The organism is Actinoplanes sp. NPDC051861, from assembly GCF_040681145.1.
GTDB lineage: Bacteria > Actinomycetota > Actinomycetes > Mycobacteriales > Micromonosporaceae > Actinoplanes.
Map to the genome: position 1 here is coordinate 483,983 of NZ_JBFAYE010000004.1, position 14,136 is coordinate 498,118.

At 69.7% G+C, this 14,136-nt stretch carries 16 protein-coding genes; 7 read left to right on the forward strand and 9 right to left on the reverse strand.

What is annotated here, in order from left to right; genetic code table 11:
• The first annotated feature begins 63 nt into the window (after positions 1-63).
• From AB0M02_RS16395 to AB0M02_RS16405, 3 genes are read left to right on the forward strand one after another with little or no spacing between them, the layout of a single operon-like run.
• Positions 64-786, forward strand: coding sequence for a succinate dehydrogenase cytochrome b subunit (locus tag AB0M02_RS16395; RefSeq protein WP_364227495.1), 723 nt, complete (start codon positions 64-66; stop codon positions 784-786).
• Between the two features lie 6 nt (positions 787-792).
• Positions 793-2,736, forward strand: a complete 1,944-nt coding sequence (locus tag AB0M02_RS16400; protein ID WP_364227180.1) for a fumarate reductase/succinate dehydrogenase flavoprotein subunit — start codon at positions 793-795, stop codon at positions 2,734-2,736.
• Positions 2,736-3,479: a succinate dehydrogenase/fumarate reductase iron-sulfur subunit gene (locus AB0M02_RS16405; RefSeq protein ID WP_364227181.1), complete on the forward strand. Its 744-nt coding sequence runs from the start codon at positions 2,736-2,738 to the stop codon at positions 3,477-3,479. The genes AB0M02_RS16400 and AB0M02_RS16405 overlap by 1 nt, the downstream gene beginning before the upstream one ends.
• Positions 3,480-3,708: 229 nt before the next feature.
• Here the strand turns inward: AB0M02_RS16405 and AB0M02_RS16410 are convergent, their stop codons facing one another.
• Positions 3,709-4,119 (reverse strand): nuclear transport factor 2 family protein, encoded by a 411-nt coding sequence (locus tag AB0M02_RS16410; protein ID WP_364227183.1) that lies wholly within the window; start codon positions 4,117-4,119, stop codon positions 3,709-3,711.
• A 66-nt stretch (positions 4,120-4,185) separates the two neighbouring features.
• Between AB0M02_RS16410 and AB0M02_RS16415 the strand changes: the two genes are divergently transcribed.
• Positions 4,186-4,722 carry a helix-turn-helix domain-containing protein gene (locus AB0M02_RS16415; RefSeq protein ID WP_364227185.1) on the forward strand — a complete coding sequence of 179 codons (537 nt, stop codon included), beginning with the start codon at positions 4,186-4,188 and terminating at the stop codon, positions 4,720-4,722.
• Here AB0M02_RS16415 and AB0M02_RS16420 read toward each other — a convergent pair.
• Positions 4,719-5,306 carry a TetR/AcrR family transcriptional regulator gene (locus AB0M02_RS16420; protein ID WP_364227188.1) on the reverse strand — a complete coding sequence of 196 codons (588 nt, stop codon included), beginning with the start codon at positions 5,304-5,306 and terminating at the stop codon, positions 4,719-4,721. The genes AB0M02_RS16415 and AB0M02_RS16420 overlap by 4 nt on opposite strands.
• 45 nt (positions 5,307-5,351) lie before the next feature.
• Here AB0M02_RS16420 and AB0M02_RS16425 point away from each other — a divergent pair, with 45 nt between their 5' ends.
• Positions 5,352-6,845 carry an FAD-dependent monooxygenase gene (locus tag AB0M02_RS16425; RefSeq protein ID WP_364227191.1) on the forward strand — a complete coding sequence of 498 codons (1,494 nt, stop codon included), beginning with the start codon at positions 5,352-5,354 and terminating at the stop codon, positions 6,843-6,845.
• On the opposite strand, the gene AB0M02_RS16430 is transcribed toward AB0M02_RS16425, so the two are convergent.
• Genes AB0M02_RS16430 through AB0M02_RS16440 form a run of 3 tightly spaced genes read right to left on the reverse strand, consistent with a single transcriptional unit; the run spans position 6,834 to position 9,288 of the window.
• Positions 6,834-8,030 carry an MFS transporter gene (locus AB0M02_RS16430; RefSeq protein WP_364227194.1) on the reverse strand — a complete coding sequence of 399 codons (1,197 nt, stop codon included), beginning with the start codon at positions 8,028-8,030 and terminating at the stop codon, positions 6,834-6,836. The two genes, AB0M02_RS16425 and AB0M02_RS16430, sit on opposite strands and share 12 nt — an antisense overlap.
• A 60-nt stretch (positions 8,031-8,090) precedes the next feature.
• Positions 8,091-8,564, reverse strand: coding sequence for a hypothetical protein (locus AB0M02_RS16435; RefSeq protein WP_364227196.1), 474 nt, complete (start codon positions 8,562-8,564; stop codon positions 8,091-8,093).
• Positions 8,565-8,583: 19 nt separating this feature from the next.
• Complete coding sequence (locus AB0M02_RS16440) at positions 8,584-9,288, reverse strand: TetR/AcrR family transcriptional regulator (protein ID WP_364227199.1); 705 nt, start codon at positions 9,286-9,288, stop codon at positions 8,584-8,586.
• A gap of 80 nt (positions 9,289-9,368) precedes the next feature.
• Between AB0M02_RS16440 and AB0M02_RS16445 the strand changes: the two genes are divergently transcribed.
• Positions 9,369-10,076, forward strand: a complete 708-nt coding sequence (locus AB0M02_RS16445) for a DUF2306 domain-containing protein (protein WP_364227201.1) — start codon at positions 9,369-9,371, stop codon at positions 10,074-10,076.
• A 71-nt stretch (positions 10,077-10,147) separates the two neighbouring features.
• On the opposite strand, the gene AB0M02_RS16450 is transcribed toward AB0M02_RS16445, so the two are convergent.
• The 3 genes from AB0M02_RS16450 to metF form a co-directional block, all read right to left on the reverse strand.
• Complete coding sequence (locus AB0M02_RS16450; RefSeq protein ID WP_364227204.1) at positions 10,148-10,585, reverse strand: HNH endonuclease; 438 nt, start codon at positions 10,583-10,585, stop codon at positions 10,148-10,150.
• 85 nt (positions 10,586-10,670) lie between these two features.
• Positions 10,671-11,312: a CDP-alcohol phosphatidyltransferase family protein gene (locus AB0M02_RS16455; protein ID WP_364227207.1), complete on the reverse strand. Its 642-nt coding sequence runs from the start codon at positions 11,310-11,312 to the stop codon at positions 10,671-10,673.
• Complete coding sequence (gene metF, locus AB0M02_RS16460; RefSeq protein ID WP_364227210.1) at positions 11,309-12,232, reverse strand: methylenetetrahydrofolate reductase [NAD(P)H]; 924 nt, start codon at positions 12,230-12,232, stop codon at positions 11,309-11,311. Before metF ends, AB0M02_RS16455 begins: the two co-directional genes overlap by 4 nt.
• Positions 12,233-12,308: 76 nt before the next feature.
• On the opposite strand from metF, the gene AB0M02_RS16465 reads away from it, so the two are divergent.
• Complete coding sequence (locus tag AB0M02_RS16465; RefSeq protein ID WP_364227213.1) at positions 12,309-13,379, forward strand: polyprenyl synthetase family protein; 1,071 nt, start codon at positions 12,309-12,311, stop codon at positions 13,377-13,379.
• A gap of 377 nt (positions 13,380-13,756) precedes the next feature.
• Here the strand turns inward: AB0M02_RS16465 and AB0M02_RS16470 are convergent, their stop codons facing one another.
• Complete coding sequence (locus AB0M02_RS16470; protein ID WP_364227216.1) at positions 13,757-14,101, reverse strand: Rv2175c family DNA-binding protein; 345 nt, start codon at positions 14,099-14,101, stop codon at positions 13,757-13,759.
• Positions 14,102-14,136 lie beyond the last annotated feature (35 nt).

Genomic DNA, 14,136 nt, shown 5'->3' on the forward strand with positions numbered 1-14,136 from the left:
ATCATGCATTAGACGAATCGCCAGGGCCTTTCTACCTTCAAGCTTGTGGCGGTAGACACCTCAATTTCCAAGACGGCGAACGCGGCGGGCGCGACGGCACGCCCCGCCCCGCGCAAGCCGGTTCGGCCCTCATCGGTCGTCCTCAAGCTGATCATGGCGGTCAGCGGCGTACTCCTGATCCTGTTCCTGTACGCGCATGCCGCCGGAAACCTCAAGATCTTCGTGGGCGACGAGGCCTTCGACCACTACGCGCACTGGCTGCGCACCATCGGCACGCCCCTGCTGCCGGACGCCTGGTTCCTCTGGATCCAGCGGATCGGCCTGCTGGTCGCGATTCTCGCGCACATCTACGCCGCGACTGCACTGACCAGGCGCGCGAAGAAGGCACGCCCGGTCAAGTACGCGCACCGGCCCAAGGTCCAGGGCAGTTACGCCGCCCGGACGATGCGCTGGGGCGGCGTGATCATCGTGCTCTTCGTGATCTACCACATCCTCGACCTGACCACCCACCACCTGAACCCGGTCAAGGACGCGGAGCACCCCTCCGCGAACGTGATCGGTGACTTCGCTCCCGAGCGGTGGTACGTGACGCTCTTCTACGTCGTCGCAGTCGTCGCCGTCGGCTTCCACCTGCGGCACGGCATCTTCAGCGCGGCACGAACCCTGGGCCAGCAGACCAAGCAGGGCGAGCGGCGGGCCAAGGCGATCGCGCTGGTGCTCGCGGTGGTCCTGGTCGCGATGTATCTCTCGGTGCCGTTCGCGGTGACGACCGGATTGGTGGGCTGATTACCGATGACCGACTTCTGGACCGAGGGCGACCCGATCGCCGACACGGCCGCGCCGGACGGGCCGGTCGAGACCCGCTGGGAGCGGCGCAAGTTCTCCGCCAAGCTGGTCAACCCGGCCAACCGCCGGAAGCTGACCGTGATCGTGGTGGGCACCGGCCTGGCCGGCGGTTCGGCCGCGGCGACGCTGGCCGAGGCCGGGTACCGGGTCAAGTCGTACTGCTACCAGGACAGCCCGCGGCGCGCGCACTCGATCGCCGCGCAGGGTGGCATCAACGCGGCGAAGAACTACCGCAACGACGGCGACTCCGTTTACCGGCTCTTCTACGACACGGTCAAGGGCGGCGACTTCCGCGCCCGCGAGTCGAACGTGTACCGGCTCGCCCAGGTGTCGGTGAACATCATCGACCAGTGCGTGGCTCAGGGCGTCCCGTTCGCGCGTGAGTACGGCGGCCTGCTCGACAACCGCTCGTTCGGCGGCACGCAGGTGTCCCGGACGTTCTACGCCCGGGGGCAGACGGGGCAGCAGCTGCTGCTCGGTGCGTACCAGGCCCTGGAGCGGCAGATCGGCCTCGGCAACGTCGAGATGAACTCCCGGCACGAGATGCTCGAGCTGATCATCGTCGACGGCAAGGCCCGCGGCATCGTCGTCCGGGACATGGTCACCGGCGAGATCACGACCGAGTACGCCGACGCCGTGGTGCTCGCCTCCGGCGGCTACGGCAACGTCTTCTTCCTGTCGACGAACGCCAAGGGCTGCAACGTCACGGCCTCGTGGCGGGCGCACCGCAAGGGCGCGCTGTTCGCGAACCCCTGCTACACGCAGATCCACCCGACCTGCATCCCGGAGTCCGGCTCGCACCAGTCGAAGCTGACCCTGATGTCGGAGTCGCTGCGCAACGACGGCCGCGTCTGGGTACCGAAGGGGCAGCGGGACACCCGCAAGGCCGCGGACATCCCCGAGGACGAGCGCGACTACTACCTGGAGCGCATCTACCCCTCGTTCGGCAACCTGGTGCCTCGTGACATCGCGTCGCGGGCCGCCAAGAACGTCTGCGACGAGGGCCGTGGTGTCGGCCCCGGCGGTCTCGGCGTGTACCTGGACTTCGCGGACGCCATCAAGCGGCTGGGCCGCAAGGCGGTCGAGGCGAAGTACGGCAACCTCTTCGAGATGTACCAGCGGATCACCGGCGACGACCCGTACGAGACGCCGATGCGGATCTACCCGGCCGTGCACTACACGATGGGTGGTCTCTGGGTCGACTACGACCTGCAGTCGACGATCCCCGGCCTGTTCGTGGTGGGCGAGGCGAACTTCTCCGACCACGGCGCCAACCGGCTCGGCGCGTCCGCGCTGATGCAGGGCCTGGCCGACGGCTACTTCGTCCTGCCGAACACGATCAACAACTACCTGGCAGCGGGACCGTTCCCTTCCCTGTCGGACAACGACGCGCCCGTCGTCGAGGCCCGCCGGCAGGTCGAGGACCGGATCAGCAAGCTGCTCTCGATCGACGGCGACCGGACCGTCGACTCCTTCCACCGCGAGCTCGGCCACATCATGTGGGAGTACTGCGGCATGGAGCGCACCGAGGAGGGCCTGACCAAGGCGATCGGCCTGATCCGGGCGCTCAAGGAGGAGTTCTGGACCCGGGTGAAGGTGCCGGGCAAGGGCGAGGAGCTCAACCAGAACCTGGAGAAGGCCGGCCGCGTCGCCGACTTCCTGGAGCTCGGTGAGCTGATGTGCATCGACGCGCTGCACCGCCGCGAGTCCTGCGGCGGCCACTTCCGGGCGGAGAGCCAGACCCCCGACGGTGAGGCGCTGCGTCACGACGACGAGTTCAGCTACGTCGCCGCCTGGGAGTACGCCACGGCCGAGGACGGCAAGCCGACCCTGCACAAGGAAGCGCTCGATTTCGAGTACGTCCACCCGAGCACGCGGAGCTACAAGTAATGAACATCAAGGTACGGGTGTGGCGTCAGTCCGGCCCCGTCTCCTCCGGGAAGATGGTCACCTACGACGTCAAGGACATCTCCCCTGACGCCTCGTTCCTCGAGATGATCGACGTCCTCAACGAGACGCTGATCCTCAGTGGCGAGGACCCGATCGCGTTCGACCACGACTGCCGTGAGGGCATCTGCGGCATGTGCAGCATGGTCATCAACGGCGTGGCGCACGGTCCGGAGAAGGCGACCACCACCTGCCAGCTGCACATGCGGCACTTCTCTGACGGCGACGTGATCGACGTCGAGCCGTGGCGCGCCGCCGCCTTCCCGGTGATCAAGGACCTGGTCGTCGACCGGACCGCCTTCGACAAGATCATTCAGGCGGGCGGCTACATCAGCGCACCGACCGGCACCGCGCCGGACGCGCACGCGACGCCGGTGCCGAAGAAGGACGCCGACGCGGCGTTCGAGGCGGCCACCTGCATCGGCTGCGGCGCCTGCGTGGCGGCCTGCCCGAACGGCTCCTCGATGCTCTTCACCGCCGCGAAGATCACCCACCTCGGACTGATGCCGCAGGGTCAGCCGGAGCGCGACAGCCGGGTGATCGACATGCTCCAGGCGCAGGACGACGCGGGCTTCGGCGGCTGCACGAACATGGGCGAGTGCGCTGAGGTCTGCCCGAAGGGCATCCCGCTGAGCCTGATCGGCCGCCTCAACAGCGACTACCGCAAGGCGATCGCCAAGCGCTGACGCACGGCAACCCGCCTCGGCGAGGCGGGTTGCACAGGATCCACGGTGCCGGGCACAACGACGTGCCCGGCACCTGGCTTTCCGGCGCCGGCCAGAGCGGCCCCACGACCCGGAGGGGCGCGGGGCGCGAGGCGCGAGACGGCGCGAGGCGCGAGACGGCGCGAGGCGCGAGGCGCGAGACGGCGCGAGGCGCGAGACGGCGCGAGGCGCGGGGCGGCGTGGGGCTGCGTTATCCGGTGGGCTGGGTGAGGGCCTGGGCTATCGCCAGGGTGTGCTGGTATTCGCGCCAGTGGGTCAGTTTGCCGGCTCGGGTTCGTAGGACGCCGATGAACGGGGCCGCGGCGGAGACGCCGGTGGTGGTGTGGGTGCCCACCAGTTCGTATTCGACGACTATCACGTCGGGGTCGGCGGTCTGGTGGATGACCACGTCGCGGCAGTCGGTGAAGTGGACGGGGAACGAGGCGCGGCCGGCCTCGGTGAACGCGAGCACCTGCTGTTTGCCCTCGCGGCGGGTCGGGTGGCCGGGGGCGGCGAACGGGGTCTCGACCACCACGTCGTCGGCGAGCAGGTCGGGGTCGTAGGTGGGGCGGTTGGCCAGCCACCGGGTGCGCATGCTCGCGAAGATCTCGCTCGGTGTCATTGTCGCTCTCCCTTAAGATGAGTGCCGACTCGACTTCGTAGCGAGAATAGTGAGTGGAGACTCATTTTGCCAGAGGGTCCCCTGCGCGCCGATGCTCAGCGCAACCGTGCACGCATCCTGGACACCGCGGAGGCGGTCTTCGCGGAGGCCGGACCGCGCGCTTCCACCGAGGAGGTGGCGAGGCGGGCGGGTGTTGCCATCGGTACGGTCTTCCGGCACTTCCCCACCAAGAACGACCTGCTCGCCGCGATCATGAAGCGGCTGCTCGCCCGCCTCGTGGAAGAGGCCGGGCGGCACGACCTCTTCGCGTTCTTCACGTACATGGTGGCTCAGGCCGCGGAGAAGAAGACGGTTGTGGACCTGCTCGCCGGCTCGGGCGTGGACATCCGGCTGCCCGAGGCGGTCGGTCACCTCTCCGAGGCGGTGGGCGCGCTCCTCGACCAGGCCAAGAACGCGGGGACCGTTTCGGATCAGCTCGAACTACCCGAGGTGACAGCGCTCCTCGTCAGCGTGTGCCAGGGCGCGCTGCACGGTGGGTGGGATGGTGAGTTGCGCACGCGTACGCTCAATGTGGTTTTTGCCGGAATGCGCAGCCGGACCTAACCGCCCAGGCCCGTGTGCAGAAAGCTGGTCACCGTCTCGACAGCAGCGTTCTCGTCGAGCCCGGGCCAGCCGCCGGAGTGCCAGTTAGCAGCTGTGGTGGACACGGTCATGGTGAACAGCGACGCCGCGACCAGCGGATCCCCGGGCAGATCGAGCCCGGCGAGATGTCCGGCGATGTGGCCGAGATCGGGTTCGAGAAGCTCCCGGCTGCGCTGGGCGAACCCTTCGTCGACGATGGCGGCCTGCTGAAGCGCGGTCATGACCGCCCGGTGCCGCCGATAAAAGCCCCAGTAGGCGGCCACGTGCCAGCGGATCGCGGCCCGGTCCCGGAAGTCGGTGGGGTGATCGGGCTGCTCGGCACTGACGTCACCCTCGGCCAGCAGGTCCACCAGCAGCGCCTCGAGCAGCTTCTCCTTGCTCGCGAAGTGCTTGTAGAACATGCCGGTCGCACGGCCGGCCTCCACGGTGATGTCCGTGATCTTGGCGTTGAGATAGCCGACGCGCTCGAACACCCGGATCGCGGCGGCCTTGAGCTCCGCCTCCGTCTGCACCGCCTGCTGCCTGCGGATTCCCGCAACCGTCATGCCGCCTCCTTGACGTGGAGGCTATCAGCCGCTTACGGTGAATCCATGTTCACTGAATCTGTATTCACAGTAATCGTGGGCGCCGGGCCGACCGGGCTGACGCTCGCCCGGGACCTGGGGAGGCGCGGGGTGCCGTTCCGGATCTTCGAGCAGGCGCCGGGTTCTGAGGGGCCGGCCTCCGCGGGGCGACTGTCTCCGACAGAGGGGCCGCCGTCACCGTCGCCGCTGTCGCCGCTTGAGGGACCGCCGGCTCCGCTTGAGGGACCGTTTGCGGGATCGCGTGGCAAGGGACTGCAACCCCGGACGCTCGAGGTGCTCGACGACCTCGGGCTCCTACCGGAAATTTCGGCTTTCGGGGCGGAATATCCGGTGATGCTCGTCCGCCAGCCCGACGGAACGACCGTGACGTGGCGCATGGACGAGCTGCACGAGGCGACGCCCTCAGTGCCGTACCCCAACATGCTGATGATTCCGCAGTGGCGGACGTCCTCGATTCTGGCGTCGTCGGTGCCTGTCGAATTCGGCGTCGCGGTGACCGGATTCGAACAGCGCGACGACAGCGTGATCGTGTCCCTCGACACCGGCGAGACCGTCGTGGCGCGCTATCTCGTCGGCGCCGACGGCGGCCGGAGCGTGGTGCGCCGGACGCTCGGGATCCCGTTCGAGGGCGAGACGCGCGAAGAGGAGCGGATGCTGATCGCCGACGTCACGGTGACCGGTCTGGATCGGTCACACTGGCATGTCTGGCCGGAGCTCAGGGTCGGGCTCTGCCCGCTGCCGGGCACGGATCAGTTCCAGCTGACCGCGCCGCCCTCCGAGCTGTCGATTGTCGAGCTCCTCGCCTCAGTTGACCCGTCGATCACCGTCACGCACGTGGGGTGGACGTCGGAGTACCGCGCGAACATGCGCATGGCCGCCCGATTCCGATCAGGCAACGTGTTCCTCGCCGGTGATGCGGCGCACGTTCATTCGCCGGCTGGCGGGCAGGGGCTCAACACCGGCGTTCAGGACGCCTACAACCTGGGCTGGAAGCTGGCGACCGGCGATTCGGCGCTGCTCGACACGTATGAGGCGGAGCGCCTGCCGGTAGCCGCGGACGTTCTGGGCATCAGCACGCGCCTGCATCGGGGACATGTCACGAACGGACAGTCCTCGTCGACCGTGCGGCGGGACGACCCGGTGCTCCGCCAGTTGTCGCTGAACTACCGCCACGGGCCGCTCGCCTCGGAATGCCGCACGTCGCCGGGTGAGGTGCAGGCGGGCGACCGGGCTCCCGACGCGCTGATCGATTCCGGACGCATCTTCGACCTGCTGCGCGGGCCGCACGCGACGCTGCTGGCCTTCGGCTGGTCGGAGCGGCTGCCAGATCTGCCGGACGGCATCCGCGTGCACCATGTCGATGCGTTCAAAGCCTATGACGTACGCGAACCGACGCTGTTCCTGATCCGCCCCGACGGATACGTAGGGTGCGCGACCCACAACCCGTCGGACGTCGTGGCGTATGCGGAGCAGATCAGTGGAGCCCTGCTACCTCAGTGATCCCTCACTGATCCGGGAGCGTCCGACCACCACGACGGCACTGGTGAACACGACCGCCGCCCCGAGGAGAAGCGGAAGACGCGCACCCTGAAGCACCAGCGCCGCCCCCAGCAACACGGCCGGCGCGATGGCGCCGAACATGAGCATGTTGCCCGTGGCGGCGACCCGGCCCAGCAGATGATCCGGGGTGTTCAGCTGAATCGCGGTGAGCGCGGCGATCAGCGTCCACGGCAGCCCCAGCCCGGCCAGCACGCTTCCGCCGATCAGCATCGGCCACCAGGGCAGAGTCCACGCCACACAGGCCACCCCGAACGTCACCGCACCGATCACCGCCAACCGGCCCGGGGCGATCCGGGCGAGCAGCCGTCCGGCCAGCACACCGCCGATCACCGAGCCGGCACCCTGCGCGCTCGCCAGACAGCCGAGGTGGGTGGCCGGCAGATGCAGGCCGTCAACCACTCGCGACAGGACAGCCGCGTTCGTCATCCCGGACACCGCGGTCGCTGTCGAAGCCACCAGTACCGGGGTGCGTGCCGGACCTCGCCACAGAGCAACCATCCCGGCACGCACCTCAGACCAGACCCCGCCGGGCGCGCGGCCCGGGCCGGCACCGCCGGAAGCAGGAGCGAGCCGACCAGCAGGAAGGCGGACCAAACCGTAGAGACCCGCCGTCACCAGAGGCAGAACAGCGCACACCACAACAATCGGAACCGGACCACCCCACGTGTACAACGCCGCCCCCGCCAACGGCGCCAGCAACCGCATGCCCTCCTGCGCACTGGACCGCCAGCCGTTCACGTCACCGAGCCGGCTCGCCGGTATCGCCGCCGGCAGCAACGCCGTCTCCGCGGCGTCGAGGAGGACATAGGCGAGTCCTCGCACCAGCAGGACCAGGTAGATGAGCGGTGCCTGAGCCGGTGACCGAACCGTCAGCAGTCCGAGCAGCGACAACCCGACCACGACGTCGACGGTGACCAGCAGCGCCCGGCGCGGGAGACGGTCGACGAGGACACCCAGCCAGGGAGCGGCCAGCGAGGGTGCGTAGATGCCGAACGACGCGAGGGCCGCCAGCGCCGCGGAGCCGGTGAGGTCGAGGATCCAGATGCCGGCGGCCAGGGTCATGGCGGTGCCGCCGAAGCCGGAGAAGAGCGAGATCAGCACGAACAGGGTGGCGTTGCGGCGCACCACCACCTCCAGGAATTGAGTCGGCTGGACTCACATCCTGGGCGATTGAGCGGAGCCGTGTCAATCCGGCGTTGCCGCGGCCCATCGTTCGCGGAGACGGTTGACGGCGAGGTGCAGTGCGCCGGGCAGCGGCGGGACGTCGGCCCCGGACAGGTCGGACAGCGCCGCGGCGACCAGGTCGAACAGCCCTCCGGCCGGCGCCTCGGTGGCGCTCCGGAGCGTCTCGCGCACCAGCGCCGCGCGGGCGAAGCGGCGATCCCACCGACGGTCGGCGGCGATCCTCCGGTGCAGGTCAGCAGCGGATTCCCGCAGATAGGGGACGGCCTCACCGTACCCTTGATCAAGCGTCGGCACCGCACGAGCCAGCCTGGACCGGCGCTGCTCCGCGGCCTGCCGGCTGGCCAGGCCGAGCGCCTCGGCGATCTCCGGCCACGTAGCACCGGCTCGCCGGGCCCGGTCGATCAGCTCGAGTTCGGCGGCGTCGAGGCGCGCCCGCTGCGCGGGGATCTCCCGCAGCTCCGTCAGATCAGCCACGCAGCCACGCTAGCATATGTCAACGTTTTGTTGACATCAGCAAGTCGATGCCGTCGAGCAGCCGGGCCAGCCCGACGTCAAACGTGACGTCCTCCTCCTCGCGACCGAACTCACCGGACGAGATCAGCTCGGCGAGCGCCGGGAAACGTTCCCTGGTGACCAGCCCGCTGAGCAGTTCGCCGTAGCCGACGACCGCGTCCGGGGTGTCGCCGAGCAGGACGGTGTTGACGTGCGCCTGACCGCGTACGAAATAGAGGGTCGCCATCAGTGCCTGATATCGCTCGCGCTGCGTCAGCGGGGTGCCCGCGAACACCGACAGACCGCACTCGAACCAGATCAGCTGCCCGGGTTCGAGCGGCGGTCGACCGGCGGAGACCTGCAGGACCCACGGATGCCGGAAGTAGACAGCCTGCAGCGCCCGCGCCCACGTCTCGAGGCTCGCGCGCCAGCCGGGCGGCAGTGCGGGAGGCTCGCCCGGCGCCGCGTCCTGCATGAAGACGAGCAGCTCGTCCTTGTTGGCCACGTGCCGGTAGAGCGACATCGGCGCGCTGCCGAGCCGCTCCGCGAGGCGGGCCATGGAGAGCGCGGCGAGGCCGTCCCGGTCGGCGATCTCGATCGCCGCGGCAACGATGCGGTCCAGGCTGAGCGCCGGCTGCGGGCCACGGGTTGATCGGCCTTCCAGACCCCAAAGAACCTTGAGCGTACGGGGAAACTCTGACGTCACCGGCCCATCGTAGGGGCTGCCGACGCTACTGCGTATGCCGTACGCTCGATGCGTACGCCATACGCAGTTAGGAGCTCGACATGACCCGATGGTGGCGCCGCCCCTGGATCGTCCCGCTCGCGGCGATCGTGGTGATCTTCGTGGCCTTCTCGATCCCGCCGTACCTCAGCTTCGACCCCGCCCAGTCGCGCGTTCCACAGCCGCCCGAGCTCGGTGTCGCGCACTTCTGGCTGCTCGTGCCGCACGTCCTGTTCGGCAGCGTCGCGCTGGTCACCACGGTCTTCCAGATCTGGCCGTGGTTCCGCAGACGGCATCCCGTCGCCCACCGCCGGATCGGCCGGGTCTACGTCTTCGGCGGCGTGTTACCCGCCGCGACGGCCGCGCTGACCATCGGCGCGCTGAGCCCCTTCGGCCCGGTGAGCCGCGCGAGCAACGTCGTCCTGGCGATCCTCTGGATCTATGTGACCGTCAAGGGGTGGCAAGCCGCCCGGCACCGCCGTTACGGCGAGCACCGGCGCTGGATGATCCGCAGCTTCGCCCTGACCGCCTCCATCATCACCAACCGCGTCTGGGCAGTCGTCTTCGTGATCGGGCTGAGCCCGCAGCTGGAGACCACGTTCCACGGCGACGAGGGCCTGCTCGCGTGGGTCGCGTCCGGGGCCACCACCTGGCTGGGCTGGACGATCCCGTTCCTGATCGCCGAGTGGTGGCTGGAACGCGACCGCTCCCGCCCCCGCTCACCCACCCGACCCGAACGCACCGAAGCCGACGCCGTCCCCGTGCCCTGACCACGGCATGCCGGCGTCAGGGAGGAAGAGGGCGGCCGGCGGGTCCCCGTGTTCACCCGCCGGCCGCCGGTTCAGCCGAAGACCGCCCACACCGGCGCGGACGGAGTCACGCGCAGCGGCATGCGGGCCTCGGACGGCGTACGGTCACCCTTGCGGTTGTTGCACCGCCCGCAAGCGGCAACGGTGTTCGCCCACTCGTTGCGGCCACCCCGCGAACGCGGCAGCACATGGTCGATCGTGGACGCCGGGTCGCCACAGTAGGCGCAGGTCCGGTGGTCCCGAGCCAGCACACCCGCGCGGGACCACGCCGGGCCCCGGCCACGGCGCCAGCGGGTCACGACGTAGCTGACCAGCCGCACGACGGTCGGCACCGGGTACACACCGATCGTCGCGTCCGGGCGGGACTCGTGCACCACGGCCACCTGACGGAACAGCATCCGGATCGCGTGCCGGAGGCTGACCCGGTGCAGCGGCCCACAGTCGGCGTTCAGTACCAGTACCGCGCTCATAGTTGTCACCTCCGGGCAATTAGGAGAGAAGGATTTCGCAGGTAAAGATAGGTGTGGCAGGAATCGCCGACAACCGATTAACCGATCAGCGAAGGGTGCGGCGCAGAGCCACGACGAGCTGCGCGAGACCGGCGACCTGGAGGACGAGCCAGACGGTCACGGCGACGACCAGGGCCGCCGGGTGGACCGCGCCGACCAGCAGCGCGACGGCGGAAACGGCCACCCGGGTCGGTCGTTCACCGACGGTCACCGCGCCGATCTCGGGTGCTCCGGCGGCAGCCGCGCGCGCCCGGACGTATTCGTGCAGCCAGCTGGTCACGCCGGCCGCCACGACGAGGGGCCCGGGCGCCCCGGCCAGCCAGAACGCCGTCAGCCAGGCGAGCTCACCGATCCGGTCGGCCACCGAGTCGTAGACGAAGCCCGCCCGCGACGTCCGCCCGGTCAGCACCGCCACCGCACCGTCCAGGCCGTCCGCCATCGCCGCCAGCAGCACCAGCAGCGCACCCACGATCAGGCCGGCCGGGCCGAGCAGGACAGCCGCCGGCACCGCGAGGCAGAGCACGACGCCGGCGACGGTCACGGTCAGCGGTGAGATGCGGCGATTGCCGAGAAAAATGCCGATTTTGTACGCGCAGAGCACCCACCCGCGAACCAGCACCGACGCGTTCCGCGGGTCGAATCCGCCGTGCAGCCTTGACCAGGCGCTGACGTACTCGTCCCAGGTCACGCCGCCGCGGCCACCTGCGACGGCGCCAACTGCTGCCACACCTCACGAGTCGCCGTGGACCGGTTCAGGGTGATGAAGTGGATGCCCGGCACGCCCTCGTCGAGCAGCCGCGCGCACATCTCGCTGCACACCTCGATGCCGAGCTTGCGGACCGCCTCGTCGTCGCCGGCCAGCGCCTCGAAGCGGCGGAGCAGCGCGGGCGGGAAGGGCGCCCCGGTGAGCTGCCCGGAGCGTTCGATCGTGGCCATCCGGGTCACCGGCATGACGCCCGGCACGATCGGTGTGTCGCAGCCGACCGCCGCCACCCGGTCGCGCAGCCGCAGATACTCGTCGGCGTCGAAGAACATCTGGGTGATGGCGAAGTCGGCACCGGCGCGGCACTTGCGTACGAAATTGCGGGTGTCGCTCTCCACGTCCGCGGACCGGGGATGTTTGTAGGGGAAGGCGGCCACGCCGACGCTGAAGTCGCCGGCCTCGCGCACCAGCCGGACCAGGTCCTCGGCGTAGAGAACGCCCTCCGGGTGCTGAACCCACTCGCCCATCGGGTCGCCGGGCGGGTCACCGCGGACCGCGAGGACGTTGCGGATCCCGGCGCCCGCCAGCCGGCCGATCACGTTGCGCAGCTCGGCGACCGAGTGGTTGACCGCCGTGAGGTGTGCCATCGGCAGCAGGGTGGTCTCGGTCGCGACCCGCTCGGTCACCGCGACCGTGGTGTCCCGGGTGGTGCCGCCCGCGCCGTAGGTGATCGAGACGAAGCTGGGCCGCAGCGACTCCAGCTCGCGGATCGCCTGCCAGAGCAGCCGTTCCCCCTCGGCCGTCTTCGGCGGGAAGAACTCGAACGAGAACGTCGGCGTCTCACCGCGGATCAGCGCGCCGATCGACGGCGTACCGGGCAGGCGTGAGGGAAGTCCGAGAGACACGTCAGCACTGTACCGGGCCGCCCCGGCGGGTGATCTGCTCGCGCCGTGCGCTGTTCGACCAGATAGCGTCGTTGCCGTGACGAACTCTCCCCAGGACCTGGCCGGACTGCGCCAGCGTGTCGACAAGGCGCTCGCCGGTTTCCTCGCCACCCAGCGCGCCCGGCTCCTGGAGATCGACCCGGCGCTCGACGAGGTGGCCGGGACCGTGGCGGACTTCGTGCTGGGCGGGGGCAAGCGACTGCGGCCCGCGTTCGCGTACTGGGGGTTCCGCGGCGCGGGCGGCCTGGACTCCGACGAGGTCGTGACGGCCGTCGCCGCGCTGGAGTTCGTGCAGGCCAGCGCCCTGATCCACGACGATCTGATGGACCGCTCGGACACCCGCCGCGGCGAGCCCTCGGTGCACCGCCGGTTCGCCGCACGGCACGCCGGTGCCGGCTGGCGCGGGCCGGCGGACGGCTTCGGCGACGCCGCGGCGGTCCTGCTCGGCGACCTCGCCCTGGTCTGGTCGGACGAGATGCTGCACGCGAGCGGGCTGCCGCTCGCGGACCTGGCGCGGGCCCGGACGGTCTTCGACCAGATGCGTACGGAAGTGACCGTCGGCCAGTACCTGGACGTGCTCACCCAGGCGACCGCCGACACCTCTGTCGAACGGGCCGGAAAGGTCGCCCGGTACAAGGCCGCCAAGTACACCGTGGAGCGGCCGCTGCTGCTCGGCGCCGCCCTCGCCGGTGGCGGTCCGGACGTCTTCGCCGCCTACGCCGCGTTCGGCCTGCCGCTGGGCGAGGCGTTCCAGATGCGCGACGACGTGCTCGGCGTCTTCGGCGACCCGGCACAGACCGGCAAGCCCGCCGGCGACGACCTGCGCGAGGGCAAGCGCACCTACCTGATCGCCGCCGCGTTCGGCGCCCTCGACGAGCCCGGCCGCTCCGAACTCGACACCGCCCTCGGCAACCCGAAACTCGACGACACCGGCGTCGAGCGCCTGCGCACCGTCATCCGCGACTCGGGCGCCCTGGCCGCCACCGAGCGCCGCATCGACACCCTCAACACCCAGGCCCTCACGGCCCTGCGCGACGCACCCATCGACGACGAGGCCCGCACAGTCCTCCACGCCCTCGCCGAAGCCTCCACCCGCCGCTCCGTCTGACCGACGAGCAAGCGCCGACACCGACGGGGTTTCGGTTTTGGGCGCAACCACTCACGCACGTCGCCGGGTGGTGGTGAGCGCTCTGACCCGCCAACCCCCACCCAGCGTGTGGAGTTGGGGTGCGCAGCGGGGCCGAACTTCACACGCAACGTTTGTGTGGGCTTGGTGTGTGGAGTTGGGGTGCGTGGCGGGGCGTAAGTCGACACGGAACCGGGTTGGGGTGGGGGTGACCACTTACGCAGGTTGCCGGGTGGGGGTGAGTGTTTTGGACGCGTCAGCGGCCAGCTCGCCGCCGCGCGGCCCTCGGCGGGAGCGGCGGTCTGTACCCCCCACCCCGCTACGACATCAAGCTCTTGATCTTGATCTTGGGGAAACGCTCAGAAGCCCAACGCCTGAGCCCGGCGCTTAACCTCACGCGCTTGATGGCCCCCGAGAGCCGTAGCCGCATTCCCCAATCCCTCGTCGGGGGTGTAGAGCCACTCGAGGGCCTCTTCGTCGTTGTACCCCGCGTCATGCAAGAGGGTGAGAACGCCGGGCAGGTGCTTGAGCACGGTGGGGTTGGCCACCAGTTCCGCGGGCACGAGCCGGATGCCGTCACGACGGACGGCGAGCAGGGCTCCCTCGCGGATCATCTGGTGCACCTTGCTGATCGAGACGCCGAGTTTCTCGGAGACGTCCGGCAGGGTGATCCATTCGCTCGGGGCGGTTACGGGTTCGCTCACCGGTACAGCGTGCCAGACCGATCGGAGAACAGTTG